The following is a 15,556-nucleotide window of genomic DNA, read 5'->3' on the forward strand; positions in this document are numbered from 1 at the left end:
TTTATGGAAATAAAACACATTTTTTTTGATTTAGATCATACACTTTGGGATTTTGACAGAAACTCGAAATTAACATTTCAGCAAATTTTCAAAGAACAAAATATATCGATAGCAATTGATGGTTTTTTAGAAGTTTACATACCAATAAACTTAAAATATTGGCGATTATACAGAGAAGATAAAATTGAAAAACCAGCACTTAGATATCATAGATTAAAAGAAACATTCGACGCTTTAGACTATAAGGTTTCAGATGAATTGATTGATTTAATTTCTGAGGATTATATTCGTTATCTACCTAACCATAATTATCTGTTTTCAAATACAGTTGAGGTCTTAGAGTACTTAAAAAACAAATATGAGCTGCATATTATAACCAATGGTTTTGAAGAAGTTCAAAATTTGAAACTAGAAAAATCTGGGATAAATAAGTTTTTTAAACAAATTATAACTTCTGAATGTGTAGGAGTAAAAAAACCAAATCCAAAAGTTTTTGAATTTGCACTTGAAAAAGCAGAAGCTAAACCTTATGAATCAATTATGATTGGAGATAGTTATGAGGCTGATGTTATGGGAGCTTTAAACTCTGGTATGATGGCAATCCATTTTTCTGAAGAAACTAAAAAAAATGGAGTACAAAGAGTATCTTCACTTATAGAATTAAAGAAATATTTATAATATTAAATAAAATAACAACATGAAAAGAATCTTTTTAATAGCATTGTTTATTACTACAGCAAGTTTTGCTCAAAAATCAATTAATAATTTTAAGTATGTAATAGTACATAGTAAATTCGATTTTGTTAAAGAAAAAGATAAGTATCAAACGAGTTCACTAACAAAATTTTTGTTCAACAAATATGGATTTACTGCTTTTTTAGATGATGAAGAATTACCTGCTGATGTAGTAAATAATAGATGTTTAGCCTTAACAGGAACAGTTAAAGATGAGTCTAGTATGTTTACTACAAAAAGCATCATTGAATTAAGAGATTGTGGTAACAAAGTCGTTTTTACCTCTAAAGAAGGAAGAAGTAAAGAAAAAGAATACAAGAAAGCGTATCACGAAGCTATTCGTAATGCATTTGCATCTGTTCAAGCATTAAAATATAAGTATCAACCATTAAAAAATGAGGTGATAGATAAATCAAATGATGTTCCTGCTGTTGTAAATCCTACAGTAAAGGTTGTTGAAAGTAAACCTATTGAAGTTGCTAATCAACCAGAAACTAATAAAAAGAACGTGTTATATGCACAACCCATAGCTAACGGATTTCAATTGGTTAATATGAAGCCAGAAGTAGTTTTTCAAGTGTTAAAAACCAATGTGAAAGATGTTTTTGTCATTAAAGATAAAAACGGAATTTTATATAAGAATGGTAATTCTTGGTTTGCAGAATGTTACACAGTTGATGGAAAAGTAGTTAAAGAATACAAAGTAAAGTTTTAATTTGATAATAAAAAATCTATAACACTTTTATAAAACTTTAACAATGGTTCGATGGCATAAGGAGAGTTTTCAAAGGCAAGGTGGTATTCTGTAATAATTAGGTTTTTATCACCTTGCTTTTTTGAAAATATATAAGGATCAAAAGCAGTTTTTTTACTTAATTCTGAAAGCTCTTTTAGAGCTTTATTTTTTAAATAAAAGTTAAAGTTTTTGTTTTTACATTTTACCTTAAATCTGCTATTCTTTCTCAAGAATAAATTCATAAAATGACTTATTGAATCAATTTCAAACTCAATAAGTTTTGCATTGTTTGATAAATGACAAGTGATATTTCCTGATGCTTGAACCCCTGTGGTATTAGTCATTATAATATCACAGTTTTTATAACTCAATTTAATTTTATAAGTTTCAAAAGGTTCTCTATGACCGTCTAAAAAATATACTTTTTCTTTTTTTGAATGTAGTTCAGTATTTAAGTTATGAGTTACCTTTTTTATTTCCTTTTCAAAATCCAATTTAAATTAATATTTTAATTAGTAATCATATTTGTCTTTCCATCGTTGTTTTAATAATTCTCTAAACTGATTTTCACGAGCATTATTCCCTGGTTCGTACAGTTTTGTGTTTTTAATTTCATCAGGCATAAATTCTTGATTAACAAAATTGGCTGCATAATTATGAGAATATTGATAATCTTTTCCGTAATCTAAATCTTTCATTAGTTTAGTAGGGGCATTTCTTAAATGCAGAGGGACAGATAAATCTCCTGTAGTTCTTACCAAGTTTTGTGCTTCACCAATAGCCATATACGAAGCGTTACTTTTTGCTGAATTAGCCAAATATACAGCACATTGACTCAATATAATTCTTGATTCTGGATACCCAATTACAGAAACTGCCTGAAAAGTATTATTAGCTAAAATCAATGCGGTTGGATTTGCATTTCCAATATCTTCAGAAGCTAAAATCAACATTCTTCGGGCAATAAATTTTACATCTTCACCACCTTCAATCATACGCGCTAACCAGTAAACAGCAGCATTAGGATCGCTACCTCTAATCGATTTTATAAAAGCAGAAATGATATCGTAATGCTGCTCCCCAGTTTTATCGTAACGAACCGTATTTTTTTGAATTTTTTCTAAAACCAACTTATTGGTAATGTCAATTTTATCATCCGAGGCAACTAATAACTCAAAAATATTGAGGAGTTTCCTTGCATCACCACCTGAAACTTGCAATAATGCGTCAGTTTCTTTTAAATTGATTTTCTTTTTTGAAATAATTTCATCTTTTTCCATAGCTCTATTTATAAGAGCTATCAAGTCATTTTTATCAAAAGAATTTAAAATATACACTTGGCAACGAGAGAGAAGGGCGGGTATCACTTCAAAACTAGGATTCTCAGTTGTTGCACCCACCAAAGTAACCCAACCTTTTTCAACAGCACCTAATAAAGAATCTTGTTGAGATTTACTAAAACGATGAATCTCATCAATAAACAAAATAGGATTTTTTTGTGTAAACAATCCACCACTTTTTTTAGCTTTTTCAATAACTTCTCGAACATCTTTTACACCTGAACTAATAGCACTTAGTGTATAAAAAGGACGTCCTGATTCATTGGCTATAATATTAGCCAAAGTGGTTTTGCCTATTCCAGGAGGTCCCCATAAAATAAGCGAAGGAATAATTCCTTGTTTGATATGATTGGTTAAAATACCATTTTCGCCTACTAAATGTTGTTGACTAATATAATCGCTTAAACTTTGCGGACGGATTCTTTCTGCCAAAGGTTGATTCATATGGTAAAAATAGCAAAGATTTATGACAGAAATTCAGAAATACTAATTTGGATTTATTTTTGTTATTTTCAAAATATGAATACAGAACAGCAGCTTAAATTTTCGCCAACAGTTTTTACATTACCACTCTTGTTTGTTTTTATAATATGGTTTGTGTATTGGTTAGAAATTAAATTTGGATGGAATTTTAATAAATTTGGTGTTTTTCCGAGAAATTTTAACGGTTTAAAGGGTGTTTTCTGCTCGCCTTTTATTCATAGCGACACAAAGCACCTTTTTAATAATTCTGTTCCGTTATTTGTGCTATCAGCGTGTCTTTTTTATTTTTATAAGGAAGTAGCGATAAAAGTTTTGGTTTTTGGAGGAATGATTACTGGTTTTTTAACTTGGGTTATAGCGCGAGAATCGTATCATATAGGAGCAAGCGGAATCGTATATTTACTTTTTAGCTTTGTACTTTTCAGTGGAATTTTTAAAAGGCATTACCGATTAGTAGCAGTATCATTCATCACAATTTTTTTATACGGAAGTATGGTTTGGTATGTTTTGCCTATTAAAGAAGGAATGTCGTGGGAAGGACATTTATCTGGATTAATTACTGGCTTTGTGTTTGCGGTATTATACAGAAAAAGAGGAATTGTAAAAGAAAAGTTCAAGTTTTCTAAATCCGAATTTGATACAATGTTTGATGAAAATGGTAATTATATGCCACCAATTGTAGAAGAAGAATCAGAATTAGAAGAAATTAACTACCGATATATCTATAAAGAAGAGGAATAAAAAATCCTGCTGAAAAGCAGGATTCAATTTTTTTATAAACGTTGTCTTACAGCTTCGTATAAAAAGGCACCACATGCAACCGATACATTTAGGGACTCAATTTCACCAAGCAAAGGTAATTTCGCTTTATAGTCTGCCATTTTTAGCACAGAGGTACTAACCCCTTTATGTTCCGATCCCATAATAATTGCTATTGGTTGATTAAAATCAACATCAAAAACAGAGTCTTCCGTTTTTTCGGTAGCCGCTACTAATTTAATGTCTGCAGCCTTAAGTTGAAATATGGCGTCTTTAATATGATCTACTTTACAAATAGGAACTTTAAATGCAGCACCTGCAGAAGTTTTGATAGTTTCAGCATTTACTGGAGCACTACCACTTTTTTGAATAATAATTCCGTTTACACCAGTACATTCAGCTGTTCTAATAACTGCTCCAAAGTTTCTAACATCAGAAAGTTGGTCTAATAATAAAAATAGGGGAGTGCTATCTGAATTAAGAGTTTCTTCTATCAAGCTTTCAAGATTGTGGAATTCAATAGGAGAAATTTTAGCTACAGCTCCTTGATGGTTATTATGTTTAGATAAACGATCTAGCTTTTCAGTAGGAACAACACTCGTTGATATTTTGTTCTTCTTTAATAGTTTGTCTAGTTGAAAAAATAAATCTCCTCGTAATCCTTTTTGAAGATATACTTTGTTAATTGAAGCTCCGCTTTCTATGGCTTCAATTATAGCTCTAATACCAAAAATATTTGTGTTTTGTTCCATGCTGCAAATGTAGTTCATTTTATGGTATAAAAAAACCACCTCGTTAGAGGTGGTTTGGTTAAGTATATAATGATAAAACTTATTTTTTTGTAAGTTGAATATGTACTTGTCCAGAGAAACAACCTATAGATACACATCTTCTGAAGTATAAATCCATATATTGATCACAAGTTCTAAAAGAAGAAGAATTATCGCTAGGTGTTGTGGCCCATACGTTACCATAGGTGGAACTAACTTGTAAAGCAGCATCAAACTCTTTACTTCTATAAGTAATTAGAGGAGAGCTAGGGTTTGAATTGTCAAGTTCAATAATTGTTGTACCACCAGTTTCATACAAATTTGATAACGTTAAGGTATTAGGAACAGGCCCAGCAGAAACTACAACTTCGTAACATCCATCACAATACCCATCTTCATTTGCTAAATAAGTTCCATAAAACTGAGTAATATCTAAAGGACAATCATCGTCAAGAATTGTAACAGTAGTTGAGTTTTGCTCTAAACCTTCACCTGCTAATCCTAGTTTATATTTGTCATTTTCCACTAAAGATAACTTAATGCTAAGGTTTTCGTTTACATCTGAGTTGTCTACTGGTGTAATTTCAACAAAAGCTTCAAATTCTCCTTTTGGTATTGTAACATTACCGTCGGCAGGAACAACGTTAAATTTTGTGTTATCAGAAGACTCAAAAGTAAATTGAACAGATAAGTCATCAGGGTTATCAATAGAGGCAAGTTGAATAGGTACCATTATTTTACCATCACCTTCATTACCACTATATGATTTTGCTCCAAATTGTATCCACTTAGAATCTTTTCCTAAATCTGGATTTTCGACGTCACCACAAGCGGTAATTAAAGCCGCTGCAAATAACATATAAAATATTTTTTTCATATTAAAATTTAATTTTAGTTATAACCTGGGTTTTGTTGGTCAGCAATATTTGGATTAGCAAATATTTCAGTTTGAGGAATTGGTAATGTAAATTTATGACTGCTAGCAGGTAAATCACACGCAAAAGAGTTTGGAGCACAATCATCAGCTAACCTTGTAACAGGTAATCCATCTCTTTTTAAATCAAAAAATCTGTGACCTTCATATGCTAATTCTCTTCTTCTTTCTTCTCTAATTTTATTAAGAGCCTCAGTTTTGTTAGCAAAGCTTTCATCAGTGTAAGAAGAAATTCTGTTTTTTCTTACCATATTATAATCTGCTGCAGCTTCAGTTAACATATTCTCTCTAGCATATGCTTCTGCTCTAATTAAATATTGTTCAGCAACTCTAAACATTTTTATGTCATTTAATCCAAAAACAGATGAAGTACCAAGATACTTACCTACTTCATCAGAAGAAGCAAAATAAGAACTTTTTCTAGCATCATTACTTGTATACAAGTCCATTAGCTGTTTAGCAGGACTAAAGAAAACATCTCCATTTGTATCAGTAAATAATGTACCAACAGCAAAGTTTGTTGGTGTTCTTTTAAGCTTAAATATTACGCCCTGTTCTGAATCATCAGTCCAAACAGACGGCATATTGCTAATAGAAGAAATACTATTATTATTAATTACTGTAGTTGCATTATTTATAGCTACAGTATTATCAGCACTAGTATTTTTATATAAAGCAACTCTAGCTTTTAGTGCAGGAATTACGTCTGGTGTAACATAAATATTCGATCTGCTTGAAGAAGAAATTAAAGAACTTGCTTCAATTAGATCATTTTCTATGTTTGTATATACTTCTCCTAGAGTATTACGTGCAGGTTTTTCTAATACTACAGGAAAATCAACATAAGGTACTGCTAAAGCGTTTAAATCAGTATAGCTTGTAGAAAATAGTCTAGCAAGATCAAAATGCATTAAAGCTCTGATAGTTAGTAGTTCACCTTTAAAAACATTTATTTTACTTGCATCAGCAGACGAATTTGTAGGTATGTTATCAATAACAGCTAATATTCTATTAGCTCTGTTTATTACCAGATACATATTACGCCATAAACCATCAGGTTCATTAGTAGAGGTTACGATACTCCAAGTATGGACCTGAACACCTTGCCCTCTATTTCCCGCTCCTTTTTTAAGATTGTCAGAAAATCTTGAATTCCAAGAAATAAGGTTTGAACCAGATATTGCAGCATATACACCAGTTACTGCATCTTCAATATCATCTACTGTCTCAAGAGCACTAGATTCAGTTATTTCATCTTTAGGTAAAACATCTATGGCATCTTGACAAGAAGTAACAAATGCAAGAATGAATACCATTAAAGATATATATATATTATTTTTTTTCATTTTGTTTACAGTTAAAATTAAAACTTAATATCTACACCAAAAGTATAAGTTGTTGGAGTAGGATATTCATACTGAGCTATATTGTTATCATCCTCTGGATCAAAACCAGTAAAATTAGTCCATGTAACTAAATTTTGACCTTGAACATAAAACCTTACGCCGCTTAAAAATTTTGCTTTTTCAAAGATCTCAGAAGGCATGTCATAAGCTAATACAACGTTTCTAAACCTTAAATAAGATGCGTCTTCAATGTCTTTAGACGTAAATTCTCTGTTATATTGAGCAGCTTGAATGTTTGTAACATCCCCAGGTTGTTGCCATATATCTAACATTTCTGTTGATAAATTAAATTGTGCAAAGTTTGGATTTTCTTGAAAAAATGATTGATTATTAAATCTGAAATAGTCCCCGGCAAAAGTGAAAAGAGTTGATAATGAGAAGTTTTTATACTTAATGTCAGCTCCAAAACTACCTGTATATACAGGTTCAGAACTACCAAATATAGCTAATCTATTATTGTCAGAAAATGTAGTAGTTACATTTTGGTTAGCATCAAGGTATAAAGGTTGACCATTAGCTGGGTTTACACCAGCCCAACCTACAATGTAATGAGTGTTTATAGGCAATCCAACTCTAACTATTGAAGTTCCTGTTTCATATTCAGACTCTTGACCTAAATCAGTGATCTCATTTTTATTATAGTTGAAGTTACCATTCACAGTTAAACTAAAATCCTCTGATTGAAGAGCGATAGCACTTAAGTTAACATCAATACCTCTGTTTTCCATTTTACCAACATTAGCATCGATTGAGGTAAACCCTGAGGTTCCAGAAAGTTGTTGATTTATAAATAAATCTGAAGTCTTATCAATATAATATTCAATAGTACCATTTATTCGATTATTCCAAAAACCAAAATCTAAACCAAAGTTTAATTTAGCTGTTTCTTCCCATTTTAATTTGTTGTTACCAATACTTGTAGGAGCTATACCTGATTCTCCTGCATAGCTTGAAGTTCCATAAATTCCTTCATCTTGGAAAGAACCAATACCTTGTTGGTTACCAGTAGTACCATAACTAGCTCTTAGTTTAAGTGTATTTAAAAAGCCATTCTGATTCATAAAAGATTCCTTCATTAAATCCCAATAGATACCTGCTGCCCAGAAAGTACCCCATTTGTTAGCTTTAGAGAATCTTGATGAAGCATCACGTCTTACAGTAAAATCAAAAATGTATTTATCTTGAAAGCTATACTTACCCGTCATGAAATAAGATAAAAGACCTCGCTCTACATTATTACCTCTAGTGTTAGGAAAAAGACCATTGTCTGCTGTTGCAGCAGTAATACTATTGGCGTATCCAAATAATTTTGGGTTAATACCATAACCTGTAAAACCATTAGAATCAAAATAGAATTTATTATATTCACCAAAAATACTAGCTTCTATTTCATGATCTTGATTAATAGTCGTATTATAAGTTAATTGAGCATAAGAATTTATGTTTGCACTGTAACTATTATCTGTTCTGTAAAAACCTTCATTACCAGGAGTAGTATTTTGGCCAGAATTTGTATCAGGTCTAGCAGCTCTAACATCTCTACTTTGTAAATAATCTAAACCAAAATTAACTTTAGCTTTTAAGTTATCTGTTATTTTTAATTCAGTAAAAACATTAGTTACGATTTTTGAATCAAAAGAATTGTTCTTGTTTCTAACTAAGTTTTCATAGGCATTTCCTCCTACCTTACCACTTCCAACATTTAAGGTTCCATCTTCATTGTATAGAGTATGATAAGGATTTGCTAAATATACAGCTGCATAAGGGTTTTGTAAGGCTACTGCATTCTCAGAATCATTAAAATTAGATTTTGTAAATCCAAGTGAAGTGTTAACCCCAAATGTAAGATTATCTGATGCTTTATTTTCTAGGTTTAGTCTTAATTGAATCCTTTTTAAATCAGACCTTAGTCCAATACCTTGTTGATCAAAATATGATGTAGAAACAAAAAACCTTGAGTTTTCACCACCACCTGCTGCAGACAATTCATGAGAACTAACAGTACCAGTTCTAAAAAAAACATCTTTCCAATTAGTTGAATTTACTTTAGCATTTTCTAAGTCTTGTTGACTCCACGTACCTGGAGTTAAAATGTTTTCAAAAGTCATTTTTTGAAAAGCATTCATAACATCAAAACCAGCCTTTCCTACTTCAGACACTCCGTATTGAGATCTATAAGTGAAATTTGTTTTACTATTATATCTACCTTTTTTTGAAGTGATTAAAATAACCCCAGAGGCACCACGTGAACCATAAATAGCAACTGAAGCAGCATCTTTTAAGACAGAAACACTTTCAAAGTCATTAGCATTTAAAGCTGCAAAATCACCACTAGTAATAGGCACACCATCTAAAACGTATAAAGGGCTATTTCCCCCATTAATAGACCTAGTACCTCTTATTCTTACTTTAGCACTTGAACCTGGTTGACCAGATCCAGCAGTAACATATAAACCAGGTGCTTGCCCTTGTAATATCTGATCAAACGAAGCTATTGGTACAGATTCAATTTCTTTAGCAGAAACAACAGATACAGAACCAGCAATTTTACCTTTTTTTGCTGTACCATAACCAACTATAACTACTTCTTCTAATAAAGAGTCACTCTCTAAAACTAAATTGATAGTGTTAGAAATACCTACAGTCATTTCCTGAGTTTTCATACCAACAAAACTAAAGACTAAAATATCACCTGTATTGGCTTTGATAGAAAAATTACCATCAAAATCAGTTTCAGTACCTTGTGTGGTCCCTTTTTTTAATATCGTAACACCAGGCAATGGACCAGCTTCGTCAGAAACTGAACCTGAAATTGTACGATCTTGTGCAAAAGAAATTTGCACAATTAACGCTAGAAAAAGCGTTAAAATTCCATTAAACTTTGTTCTCATTATGTAATTATTTGAATTAATTAACCGCTAAAGTCTTAATTAAAACTTAAATAAACAATTTTTTAACAAAAAAAAGCCATTTCTTTTGAAATGGCTTTAAAATTATTTTGGATAATTTTTATAAAGGACATGAATTAGTTAAAGAAACGACTTCACCAACTTCTGGAGTTGGCCCATCTTCCTTAATCAATGTTCCATTTGCGTCATATAACTTGTAAGTTACTTCTTCGTCCCAATCACCAGAAACGAATGAAACTTTAAGCTCACTTCCATTAGGAACAGGTACATTAATTGTACTTGTTGCACCATCTTTTAATGTAAATTCACCTCCATCAAAACCATCAAAAGTAAAGACTAACTTAGCTCCATTCCATCCATCTCCGTAGGCATCGTTCATTTCTAAAGACCAATTACAAGGAGGTCCAAAAACTTTGATGTCATCAATAGTACTTGTTTCAGATACAGATCCATTTGCTGCTTTTTCATAAACAGAAACAGATGCTAGTTCGTCATATTGAACAAAATTCACTTTTATTTGATCTGTTCTACCTGGGATAGCTTCCATTTCTGCACCAGTTACAGTCCATATAAACTCAGAACCACCTCTAGGAAGAACCGAATAAATTTCACTTGTACCTGAGAAAGCTTTGTTAGCTCCTGTGAAATCAAATATTGTAGGGATCACTTTTGAAGAGTCATCTTGTAACTCATCATTATCAGAACACGAAATATTTACTAGAATACTAAATACAAGTAATGTAAATATATTGGCTAATTTTAAGATATTATTTTTTTTCATTATTGATTATTTAGATTTAATTTTTTAGATTATCTCCAACCACCGTTAGAGTAATCTTCTCCTGCAACACCAGTAGTTCCTCCAAATGTGTAATTTGGTATACCAGCAGCTTCTAATGCAGATCCAGGTATAGGGAAATGTAAAAGAGTACCTTTTTGTAAAAGATCTTTTCTTCTCATTTCAAAGAAACCAAGCCCCATACCAGTAGCAAATAACTCAACAGAAATTTCGTAATGAATAGCATCTGCTATAGCAATAGCATTTTCTGGTACATCAGCTAAACCACCTCTCACTTTACGAGCATTGGTTGGAGCATTTAAAACGCCTGCAGCCTTATCTAACATATTTAGTCTTAAGTATGCCTCAGCTTTATAAACTTCATTTTCAGCTTGTAACATTTCATTAAATGCTCCAGTCCAATCAGAATCTTGAGCCACTGCATCATATCTAGAGAATCTATAACTAGAGTAGTGGTATAAACCTCTATCAGCTTTAAAACTTTGACCGTCTAAATACTCAAAATCTGTAGCTAATCTGTTGTCTACACTTGTTGAAGGAGCTATTGTAGGGTTAGAACTAGTCCAATAATCAATGGTATTAGGATCCATTAAATTAATAACTCTCATGTCAACTCTTAACCAACCTGGGTAAACAGACATGATTGCCCATTCAGAGTACCAAGTAGTCCATCCGTCACTTGTTACTTTTAAGTCATAAGTCAATCCTTTTTCAGTATAAGCTAAAACTCTAGCCCAATCTACAGAATTAGCTTGAGAAGCGTTTCTTGGCATGTTAACCATTAAACGAGCTGCATAGGTGTTTAAAAATTGAGCAAACTCTGCACTAGATAATGTAGTTCCATTTATGAAATCACTATCTAAAGTAAAAGAGTTGTTTTCAGCAATAGCTATAGCTTTATCAAGGTTTTCTAAGGCAACAGCAAGGGCTTCGTTAGGAGAGACTGCTTCTCCATCAAACATAGGACCGTCTTCGTTACTCACCCAAACTCTATCAAAAGTTAGTGCAATAGTGCCTACGAAAGCGGCTTGTCCGAATCTTGCTAAAGCTTCAACTCTAGCTGGGTCGTCGTAAGTTGATGATCCTTCATTTTTTAATTTTGCTAATAAAGCATTACAGTCAGCTAAGAGAGTGTAACAAGCATTAAAAAAACCCTCAGTAGCATCTTTGTTTCCATAGGTAGTTGCGTTATTCCATGCAACACGAGGTTCACTAGATAAATCTTTCATAGCTAAGTTACCCCATGAGCATGTACCCATATCAGCCATCGTTGTAAATGCTAAGCCTGGTCCACCAGTATCAAAAACATTATTTACTGTTTGATACCATCCTTTAAATATCCCTTGAGCAGTGTTCTCGGTTACTGCTTCTCTTGGAGTAGGATCTTGTTCGAAAGCTGGTTCTAAGTCTGTAGAGAAATCTTCACATGAAGTGAAAATCATCGAAAACATGAAAAATAGAACTAGAAAATTTATTTTTTTCATTTTATTTTATTTAAAATTTTAATGTAGCAGATAATGTGTATGTTGAACTAAGAGGATAAACCTGATAATCAACAGAATAATATTGGAAAGTATTAGTGTCGTATAACTGTACTTCAGGATCCCAACCAGAATAATCTGTAAATGTTAATAAATTTGTACCAGTAATTCCAAGTTTTAATGAAGTAAAGAAACCGTTAGCTACATTTTCAAGTTGTTTACTATCAAATGTATAGAATAAAGATGCTTCTCTTAGTTTAACAAAAGTACCGTCTTCTACCCAAAACTTGTTATTTTGGTTAACATCGTATAAAGATTGATAATAATTTACTGTTTTTTTTGCGTGGTCAGGTTTCCCAGCTTGATCAATCATTTCATGTCTGTCATCTCTAGTTAACCATTGCCCATTTCTGTTGTAAATATCACCACCTTGCTTCCAATCCCATAACATATAGAAGTTAAAACCTTTATAGCTTAAATTGTTTCTAATACCTAATTTGAAATCTTCTGTAGAGTTACCAATTTCACCTTGCCAAACACTACCGTCCGCATTCAGTCTAACAATTGCTTTTTCATTAATAGTACCTATAGTTCTTGCATCAACAACAACACCATCAGCATTTACAACATAGTTATCTATAGATTCTCCAGCAGGTAATTGTAAAGCCATTTGATCTAAACTAGTTACAAACTCTCTACCCCACATTGTACCAAATTCAATACCTTCCTGAAGTCTAAATACGTCACCATTCGTAGGCCCTACAATTCTTGCAGGAATATTTAATTCAGTAATCTCATTATTGGTTTTTTCAAAAACAAGACCCATATCCCATTTTAACTCAGTGTCTTTTAGAATTTTAGCATCTAATGCTATTTCAATAGTATTAAAATTAACCGTACCTACATTTTGGAATTCATTTTCATGATTATCTCTAGGTGAGAATAAGTTTACTAACATGAACTGATCTTCTGTTTTTGCTTTTGAATATACAGCTTCTAAATGGAATCTATTTAAAAAGTCTGAACTTAATCCAAATTCTAATTCAGTGGTCTTCGAGGGTTTTAAGTTAGGGTTGGCTCTTGTTCTGACTGGGTTTAAAGTTCCGTTATTTATTGGAACTCTACCATACTGCCAGTTGTATTGAGGTCTTTGCCCTGCTGTACCAAAAGCACCATGTATTTTAAGTTCTTGAACGCCAGGAATATCAAAATCTTTTGAAATTCTGTATGCTCCAGATACTCTAAAATAACTATTAGTTCTTTCATTAGCTCCAAATAAAGATGATTGGTCAACTCTGTACATACCGTCGAAAATATAACGATCTTTATAATCTAAACCTAAAATAGCAAAATGATTTATAGCTCTTTCCTCAGTTCCATCAGATCCTATAAATTGATCAGAATAATTATCTAATGATTTAGTTCCTCCACTAAATACTTCGTCTCTACCAAAAGCATAATAATCTTCGTAAGAAGAGTTTTCTATTAATGTACTTAATTTACCAGTTACAGTTAAGTCGTTAAAGTCAGTTTTAAAATTTAAAGTACCTTGAAGTTTTTGAGAAACATTTCTAAATGATGATTTGGTGAAGTTTCCTGTAGAGTATGTAGAGTATAATTCATCTTTTCCACCACCAGCTTGATAGGTTGTGCTAGATATGTAATCGTCAAGTCTAGAGTCTATAGTTTCAATAGCATATTCTACATCTAAGTTAACCCAGTCTGCGAAACGAGTATTGATACTATAGCTACCAGAAAACTTATTATTGTTGCGTTCCTCTGGGTTTGAATATAGAGGGTATAAAGGGTTTGATACTGTGTTTTCCCATACGTTTGGAGTGAAAATATAAGGCTGTCCGTCTAAGTTTGGTGCATTTAAATTAACATCTGGAGCAGTAACAGATAAGTCAAAAAAGATACCATTAGTTCCACCAGGTGTTCTGTTAAAAGTACGAGCAAACTGATTACGAGCACTAAACTTTAACCAATCATTTACTTGAATATCGGCATTAAGTCTTGCTGCAACTCTTTCATATCCTTGAGTTTCTTTCAATACACCAGTAGTGTTGTTTTTTTCTGCAGAGAAATAAATATTAGTGTTTTCTGTTGCAGCTGAAACTGAAGCATAAAGGTTGTTGTTAAATCCTTCTTTAAAGAAAGCTTTTTGGTTGTTGTAATAAACACCATATGGGTTATCTGCATAGTTGTCTGATGACAGTATTCTACCTCCAGATACGTTTCTGTAGTCTGAACCATTATAGTTGCTTGGGTATGTAACTCCTGCAAACTTTGTGTAAACACCTTGTACGCTTTGCCAGTCTGAAGCTAAATCATAGTGGTGAGATTGGTTTAATTTAATAAAGTTGTTAACAGAAGAGACACCTACTTCGCTTTTTAATGTTACTTGCATTTTACCTAACTTACCCTTTTTTGTAGTTACAACAATAACACCATTACCAGCTCTAGATCCATAAAGTGCAGAAGCAGATGCTCCTTTTACTACTTCAAAAGAGGCAATATCATCAGAGTTTACATCTTGAAGTCCGCCTTCAACAATAACACCATCTACAATAACTAATGGAGCTTGTGATCCGAAAATATTGGTTGCTCCTCTTAGTCTAATTGTAGCACCATCACCTGGTTGACCAAAATTAGTTACAGTTACACCAGCAACCTTACCTTGAAGTGCGCTTGCAGCTGAAGTAGAAGGTGCGTTTTCCAATTCTTTAGAACTAACCTTATTTACCGTTACAGATAACTTTTTTCTGCTTGTAGCTCCAGCTACACCAGTTACAACAACTTCATCTAATACATTATCTGCTTCCATTGTAATATTGTATGTGTTAGAAGAACCAATTGTTTTTTCGATTTTTTTCATGCCTACAAAACTAAAAACAAGAACATCTCCTGTCTTTGCTTGGATAGAAAAGTTACCATCAAAATCTGTTTCTGTACCTTGAGTAGTTCCTTTTTTGAGAATGGTAACCCCAGGAAGAGGTCCAGACTCGTCTGAGACAGTACCAGAAATAGCTCTGTCTTGTGCAAAAGATATTTGCACGACCAACGCTAATAAAAGCGTTAAAATTCCATTAAACTTTGTTTTCATTGTGTAATTATTTGAATTAATTGAGCCAAAAATCATAATTTAATCTTAAAAAACCTAAAAAAAACCTAAAAAAAACTTAAAATTGTTAAATTTTTAAG

The 15,556-nt window shown here is 32.2% G+C and carries 12 protein-coding genes; 3 read left to right on the top strand and 9 right to left on the bottom strand.

Annotated elements, in window-relative coordinates:
* Positions 1 to 3: 3 nt before the first annotated feature.
* Positions 4 to 678: a YjjG family noncanonical pyrimidine nucleotidase gene (locus ACKTST_RS03445; RefSeq protein WP_408046403.1), complete on the top strand. Its 675-nt coding sequence runs from the start codon at positions 4 to 6 to the stop codon at positions 676 to 678.
* Positions 679 to 697: 19 nt separating this feature from the next.
* Positions 698 to 1,450 (top strand): hypothetical protein, encoded by a 753-nt coding sequence (locus ACKTST_RS03450; RefSeq protein ID WP_408046404.1) that lies wholly within the window; start codon positions 698 to 700, stop codon positions 1,448 to 1,450.
* On the opposite strand, the gene ACKTST_RS03455 is transcribed toward ACKTST_RS03450, so the two are convergent.
* Positions 1,447 to 1,965: a hypothetical protein gene (locus ACKTST_RS03455; protein ID WP_408046405.1), complete on the bottom strand. Its 519-nt coding sequence runs from the start codon at positions 1,963 to 1,965 to the stop codon at positions 1,447 to 1,449. The two genes, ACKTST_RS03450 and ACKTST_RS03455, sit on opposite strands and share 4 nt — an antisense overlap.
* 18 nt (positions 1,966 to 1,983) lie before the next feature.
* On the bottom strand, positions 1,984 to 3,255 hold the full coding sequence (locus tag ACKTST_RS03460; RefSeq protein WP_408046406.1) for a replication-associated recombination protein A: 1,272 nt from the start codon (positions 3,253 to 3,255) through the stop codon (positions 1,984 to 1,986).
* A gap of 75 nt (positions 3,256 to 3,330) precedes the next feature.
* Between ACKTST_RS03460 and ACKTST_RS03465 the strand changes: the two genes are divergently transcribed.
* Positions 3,331 to 4,035, top strand: coding sequence for a rhomboid family intramembrane serine protease (locus ACKTST_RS03465; RefSeq protein ID WP_408046407.1), 705 nt, complete (start codon positions 3,331 to 3,333; stop codon positions 4,033 to 4,035).
* Positions 4,036 to 4,067: 32 nt separating this feature from the next.
* On the opposite strand, the gene rlmB is transcribed toward ACKTST_RS03465, so the two are convergent.
* From rlmB to ACKTST_RS03500, 7 genes are all read right to left on the bottom strand, one after another.
* Positions 4,068 to 4,805: a 23S rRNA (guanosine(2251)-2'-O)-methyltransferase RlmB gene (rlmB, locus tag ACKTST_RS03470; RefSeq protein WP_408046408.1), complete on the bottom strand. Its 738-nt coding sequence runs from the start codon at positions 4,803 to 4,805 to the stop codon at positions 4,068 to 4,070.
* Positions 4,806 to 4,884: 79 nt separating this feature from the next.
* Positions 4,885 to 5,700 (bottom strand): hypothetical protein, encoded by an 816-nt coding sequence (locus tag ACKTST_RS03475; protein ID WP_408046409.1) that lies wholly within the window; start codon positions 5,698 to 5,700, stop codon positions 4,885 to 4,887.
* A 14-nt stretch (positions 5,701 to 5,714) separates the two neighbouring features.
* A complete protein-coding gene (locus tag ACKTST_RS03480; protein WP_408046410.1) occupies positions 5,715 to 7,103 on the bottom strand; it encodes a RagB/SusD family nutrient uptake outer membrane protein in 1,389 nt (462 codons plus the stop codon).
* 17 nt (positions 7,104 to 7,120) lie between these two features.
* Positions 7,121 to 10,054 (bottom strand): SusC/RagA family TonB-linked outer membrane protein, encoded by a 2,934-nt coding sequence (locus tag ACKTST_RS03485; protein WP_408046411.1) that lies wholly within the window; start codon positions 10,052 to 10,054, stop codon positions 7,121 to 7,123.
* Between the two features lie 118 nt (positions 10,055 to 10,172).
* Positions 10,173 to 10,853 (bottom strand): hypothetical protein, encoded by a 681-nt coding sequence (locus ACKTST_RS03490; protein WP_408046412.1) that lies wholly within the window; start codon positions 10,851 to 10,853, stop codon positions 10,173 to 10,175.
* A gap of 29 nt (positions 10,854 to 10,882) precedes the next feature.
* Positions 10,883 to 12,355 (bottom strand): RagB/SusD family nutrient uptake outer membrane protein, encoded by a 1,473-nt coding sequence (locus ACKTST_RS03495; RefSeq protein WP_408046413.1) that lies wholly within the window; start codon positions 12,353 to 12,355, stop codon positions 10,883 to 10,885.
* A gap of 10 nt (positions 12,356 to 12,365) precedes the next feature.
* On the bottom strand, positions 12,366 to 15,458 hold the full coding sequence (locus tag ACKTST_RS03500) for a SusC/RagA family TonB-linked outer membrane protein (RefSeq protein ID WP_408046414.1): 3,093 nt from the start codon (positions 15,456 to 15,458) through the stop codon (positions 12,366 to 12,368).
* Positions 15,459 to 15,556: the final 98 nt, after the last annotated feature.

Origin of the sequence: Tenacibaculum crassostreae, assembly GCF_964512405.1 — a bacterium.
Lineage (GTDB): Bacteria > Bacteroidota > Bacteroidia > Flavobacteriales > Flavobacteriaceae > Polaribacter > Polaribacter crassostreae.

Excerpts from the sequence above, each read along its gene's own strand:
- ACKTST_RS03445 (WP_408046403.1), top strand. The coding sequence starts at position 4 with ATGGAAATAAAACACATTTTTTTTGATTTAGATCATACACTTTGGGAT.
- ACKTST_RS03450 (WP_408046404.1), top strand. The coding sequence starts at position 698 with ATGAAAAGAATCTTTTTAATAGCATTGTTTATTACTACAGCAAGTTTT.
- ACKTST_RS03460 (WP_408046406.1), bottom strand. The coding sequence starts at position 3,255 with ATGAATCAACCTTTGGCAGAAAGAATCCGTCCGCAAAGTTTAAGCGAT.
- ACKTST_RS03465 (WP_408046407.1), top strand. The coding sequence starts at position 3,331 with ATGAATACAGAACAGCAGCTTAAATTTTCGCCAACAGTTTTTACATTA.
- rlmB (WP_408046408.1), bottom strand. The coding sequence starts at position 4,805 with ATGGAACAAAACACAAATATTTTTGGTATTAGAGCTATAATTGAAGCC.
- ACKTST_RS03475 (WP_408046409.1), bottom strand. The coding sequence starts at position 5,700 with ATGAAAAAAATATTTTATATGTTATTTGCAGCGGCTTTAATTACCGCT.
- ACKTST_RS03480 (WP_408046410.1), bottom strand. The coding sequence starts at position 7,103 with ATGAAAAAAAATAATATATATATATCTTTAATGGTATTCATTCTTGCA.
- ACKTST_RS03485 (WP_408046411.1), bottom strand. The coding sequence starts at position 10,054 with ATGAGAACAAAGTTTAATGGAATTTTAACGCTTTTTCTAGCGTTAATT.
- ACKTST_RS03490 (WP_408046412.1), bottom strand. The coding sequence starts at position 10,853 with ATGAAAAAAAATAATATCTTAAAATTAGCCAATATATTTACATTACTT.
- ACKTST_RS03495 (WP_408046413.1), bottom strand. The coding sequence starts at position 12,355 with ATGAAAAAAATAAATTTTCTAGTTCTATTTTTCATGTTTTCGATGATT.
- ACKTST_RS03500 (WP_408046414.1), bottom strand. The coding sequence starts at position 15,458 with ATGAAAACAAAGTTTAATGGAATTTTAACGCTTTTATTAGCGTTGGTC.